This window comes from Longimicrobium sp. (assembly GCF_036280135.1).
Classification (GTDB): Bacteria; Gemmatimonadota; Gemmatimonadetes; order Longimicrobiales; family Longimicrobiaceae; genus Longimicrobium.
This window is the reverse complement of sequence record NZ_DASURI010000619.1, coordinates 1-4,422: the sequence shown is the minus strand read 5'-3', so window position 1 is coordinate 4,422 and position 4,422 is coordinate 1. Positions and strand designations below refer to the sequence as shown.

The window sequence follows — 4,422 nt, the reverse complement described above, 5'->3', positions numbered from 1 at the left end:
AAGAGCATTCGCCCCACGCGGCATCAGGCATTCGCTTACCGCCATCGCCCTCTTCGGTCCGCGGGACCGCGCGGGTCGGGCGGGTCGGGCGGGTCGGGCGGGTCGGGCGGGTCGGGCGGAAGGGAGTGGATGCGAGTCAGCGCGTCGACTACATTGTCGGCAACATACGCGGCGCGTGCGGCGTCTCACCGTCCGGGCAGAGCATCCGAATCTTTCCTCCTCCGCTTCCCATGATGCGATCCGCCGATTCTCATCCCCCTGTCCGCCGACTCGGCCGGGCGCGCTCGATCCTGGTCCGCTGCATCGCGTCGATCGCGCTCATTGCGCCAGGGGCGGCGCGCGCGCAGGTGCCGGACATGGACGCGCGCCTGGAGCGGGCGGAGACGTATCACGAGGCGCTGCGGACGCTGGCCGGCGGGCGCGTGCGGCCCGTGTGGGTGCCGGGCGAGGAGGCGTTCGTCTACCGCGCGGAGGCCGGGCCCAACGCGGGGCAGTGGCTGCGGGTGGATGCCCTCCGCGGCACCTCCGCGCCCGTCGCGCCGGAGCAGCGTCCGCCTCAGCCCACCCCGCCCGGGCTGAACCGGATCGCGCGCGACGGCGCCACCCTGCGCATCCTGCGCTCCGACGGCGGCGACGCCGCGCGGCTGACGGACGGGCGCGACACGACGTGGCAGGTGGTGCCGGGCGGATGGCACCCCGGCGGCCGCTGGTTCGCCGCGATCCGCTCGGTTTCGGACGGCGTGCACACGGTGCCCGTCATCGACTACTCCACGCCCATGGAGCGCGTGGAGCCCGTGGAGTATCCCAAGTCCGGCACGCCGCTGCCCGTGATGACCGTCCAGGTGGTGGACGCGGACTCCGGCGGCCTGCGCGCGGCGGACCTGGACACGCGCGACGCGTACGTCTGGGTCGCCGGCTGGCGCGCGGAGCCGGCGGAGCTGCTGGTGATCCGCATGACGCGCACGGGCAAGGAGATGGCGCTCTTCGCCGTGGACCCGCGGACGGGGCGCAGCCGGCCGCTGGCCCGCGACGCGCGGCCGGAGACGTCCGTGGCCGCGCTGGACTTCGCCACGGGCGGGTGGGTGAACCAGGTGACGGTGCTGCCGGATGGCTCCGGCTTTCTCTGGTTCTCGGAGCGGGACGGCTGGCGTCACCTCTACCGCCACGGCTGGGACGGCGGCGCGCCGCGGCAGCTGACCTCCGGCGCCTTCCCCGTGCACCGTGTGGCGCGCGTGGACCCCGCGTCGGGGCGGATGTACGTCATCGCCTCCGCCGACGCCGCGCGGCCGTACGACCAGCACCTGTACGCGATCGACCGCAACGGCGGCGCGCTGCGGGCGCTGACGCGCGAGCCGGGGATGCACGACATCCAGTTCTCTCCCAGCGGCCGGACGTTCCTGGACGTGCACTCCAGCATCGATCGCCCCTACGCCACGGACCTGCGCCGCGCGGACGGGACGACCGTCGCGCGGCTGGAGACGGCGGACACGGCGCGGCTGGCGGCGCTGGGGCATCGGCCGCCGGAACCGTTCCGCGCGATGGCGGCGGACGGCACGACGGAGATCCACGGGGTCATCTACACCCCGACGGACTTCGATCCCGCGCGGCGCTACCCCGTGGTGGACTACATCTACGCCGGCCCCTTCCTTTCCGCCGTGCAGAAGGAGTACGCGCCCACGATCTCCATGCAGCGCATCGCCGCGTCGCTGGCGCAGATGGGGCTGGTGGTGGTGATGGTGGACGGGCGCGGCACGCCGGGGCGCAGCAAGGCGTTCCAGGACGCGACGTACGGCCGCGTGGGGCAGATGGAGATCGCGGACCACGTGGCGGCCCTGCGCGGGGCGGCGGGGACGCGGCCGTGGATGGACCTGTCGCGCGCGGGGATCGCCGGCCACTCGTGGGGCGGCTACTTCGCGCTGCGGGGGATGCTGACGGCGCCGGAGTTCTTTCGCGCGGGGTACGCCGGCGCGCCGGGCGACGTGACGGAGCTGGCCGTGATCAACGAGCCGCACATGGGGCTGCCGTCGGAGAACCCGGCGGGGTACGCGGCGGCGTCCAACCCGGCGCTGGCGGCGAACCTGGCGGGGCCGCTCAAGATCATGCACGGCACGAGCGACGTGAACGCGCCGTTCAGCACGACGATGCGGATGATCAATGCGCTCATCGCGGCGGACAAGCGCTTCGAGCTGCTGGTGATCCCCGGCGCGCCGCACAACCCGCCGGACCCGGTGGGCCGGTACTATCGGCAGGACCTGCGGCGGTTCATGGCGGGGCAGATGCTGGGACTGCAGGGAATAGGGAATAGGGAATAGGGAATAGGGAATAGGGAATAGCGGGCGAACTGCTTGAACTGCGGGTCACGGGGACAGGGGACAGCCGGCAACGGCGGATTGCGCGGGTTTGGGTTGGTTGCAGAGAGGCGCGCCCCCAGCCTGAGCGGGTAAACCCGCCGCTCGGACAGCGGTAAGCCCCGTCTCGCGCCGACGCGCTCTGCGAACGAGGCTTCAACCGACCGGGCGTCCGCCTCCCGCACGAAGGCGGCGTTCCACCCGGCACGAACCCCGCCACGGTGCACCCGCCACGCCCCCGGATGAACTGTCGGCGAAGGCCGACATTGCGGGTTCATAGCCGCGAAGCCGCGAATTCATCCGGGGGCTGGGTGGCTGCCGCGGGCTCTGAACCCGCCTCCTCGCGAACCCACCCTCCTGAACCCCTCCCCGGTGCACCCGCCCCGCCCCCGGATGAACCGTCGGCGCAGGCCGACATCACGTTTCCGGTGCCGCGATTTCAATCGCCGGGGCTGGGGACCAGCCTCCACGGCACGTGCTCTCATCGCGATCGCCACCCTCACCTCTTGTCTCTGGCTTCTCCGTCATCTCCTCCACCGCATCCCCTGAGCGGACGCTCGTTCGCTATCCCTCGGAGGGTGGCGCATGTATCGTGTGCGCATCGGACGATGGACCCTCCGCGCACCCGCACCCCACCCGCCGATGATCCCGAGACCCGACGCATCCGAGCACCTGCCGTACTACGCCAAGTACATCGACCGCGTCCCCGACGGCGACCTGCTCCAGACGCTGCGCACCCAGCTCGACGACACGCTCTCCCTGGTCCGCGGCCTGGACGAGTCCCGCGGCGGCCACCGCTACGCGCCCGGCAAGTGGACCATCCGCGAGGTGCTGGCCCACGTGATCGACGCCGAGCGCATCTTTGCCTACCGCGCCCTGCGCATTGCCCGCGGCGACGCCACGCCCCTGTCCAGCTTCGACGAGAACGCCTACGCCGAGAACGCGGGCGCCGAGTCGCGCACCCTGGCGGACCTGGCGGACGAGCTCCAGCACGTACGCCTGGGCAACCTGGCCATGTTCCGCGCCCTGAGCGACGACGCGTTCGCCCGCACGGGCACGGCCAGCGGCGGCCCCGTCTCCGCCCGCGCCCTGGCGTGGATCATCGCCGGGCACGAGCTGCACCACGTAGCCCTGCTGCGCGAGCGCTACCTGGCCGACGCACCGGCCACCGCCGCGGCGGTCTGAGGGGGGCGGCCGATGGAGATCACGACGGTCGAGCCGTTCCTGGACTACCTTGGCCGCGTCCATGAGCGCACGGGGCGCGTGGCCGCGTGCATCCCGCCGGACCGGCTGGAGTGGCGGCCGCGCGAGGGCACCTTCTCCCTCGGCGACACGGTGCGCCACCTGGCCGCCATCGAACGGTGGATGTTCGCCGAGAACGTGGCCGGGCGCCCCAGCCGCTACCCCGGCCACGGCCCCGAGCTGGCGGAGGGCTTCGACGCGGTGATGGCGTACCGCGACCGCATGCACGCGGAGTCCCAGGAGATCTTCCGCGCGCTCACCCCCGAGGGCCTGCAGACGCGCTGCACCACGCCCGGCGGCGCGTCCATGCCCGCGTGGAAGTGGCTGCGGTCCATGGTGGAGCACGAGGTCCACCACCGCGGACAGATGTACCTGATGCTCAACCTGCTGGGCGTCCCCACGCCGCCGCTGTACGGGCTGACGTCCGAAGAGGTGCGGGAACGCAGCCTCGCGGGTTGATCTCCGGTCCGCGTCCATGCATCGTCCATCATCCCGGGGAGACGGCGGACCGGGGATGATGGACGTCTGCGTTCCGCACCTTCCCCGACCCGCGCGACGCACCCGATGACGGAACGGAGCGACGGCACGCGGCGGTACGTCATCACCGAGATCGGCACGGATCCGGACGACTCGCTGGCCATGTACCGCGTCGCGCTCGCGTGGGCCGCCGCCCGTGGCGACGCCGCGTCGTTCGTCCTGCGCCCCGCGAACTACGACGCGGCCGCGCTCCAACGCCTGCCGGCTGTCCCCTGTAACCTGTCCCCTGTCCCCCGCCGTTCAGCAGTGGCCCGCTATTCCCTATTCCCTATTCCCTATTCCCTATTCCCTATTC

At 72.3% G+C, this 4,422-nt stretch carries 4 protein-coding genes; all 4 read left to right on the top strand.

Features of this window, described 5'->3' with window-relative positions:
* Positions 1 to 356: 356 nt before the first annotated feature.
* Positions 357 to 2,312: a S9 family peptidase gene (locus tag VFZ20_RS20095; protein ID WP_329685724.1), complete on the top strand. Its 1,956-nt coding sequence runs from the start codon at positions 357 to 359 to the stop codon at positions 2,310 to 2,312.
* 678 nt (positions 2,313 to 2,990) lie between these two features.
* Positions 2,991 to 3,533 (top strand): DinB family protein, encoded by a 543-nt coding sequence (locus VFZ20_RS20090; RefSeq protein ID WP_329685723.1) that lies wholly within the window; start codon positions 2,991 to 2,993, stop codon positions 3,531 to 3,533.
* 12 nt (positions 3,534 to 3,545) lie between these two features.
* On the top strand, positions 3,546 to 4,049 hold the full coding sequence (locus VFZ20_RS20085) for a DinB family protein (protein WP_329685722.1): 504 nt from the start codon (positions 3,546 to 3,548) through the stop codon (positions 4,047 to 4,049).
* Positions 4,050 to 4,154: 105 nt separating this feature from the next.
* Positions 4,155 to 4,422, top strand: a 268-nt coding sequence (locus VFZ20_RS20080) for a hypothetical protein (RefSeq protein ID WP_329685721.1), incomplete at its 3' end; no start/stop codon positions are given.

What these genes read in the sequence shown, in the direction of transcription:
- VFZ20_RS20095 (WP_329685724.1), top strand. Translation starts at nt 357, where the DNA reads ATGGACGCGCGCCTGGAGCGGGCGGAGACGTATCACGAGGCGCTGCGG.
- VFZ20_RS20090 (WP_329685723.1), top strand. Translation starts at nt 2,991, where the DNA reads ATGATCCCGAGACCCGACGCATCCGAGCACCTGCCGTACTACGCCAAG.
- VFZ20_RS20085 (WP_329685722.1), top strand. Translation starts at nt 3,546, where the DNA reads ATGGAGATCACGACGGTCGAGCCGTTCCTGGACTACCTTGGCCGCGTC.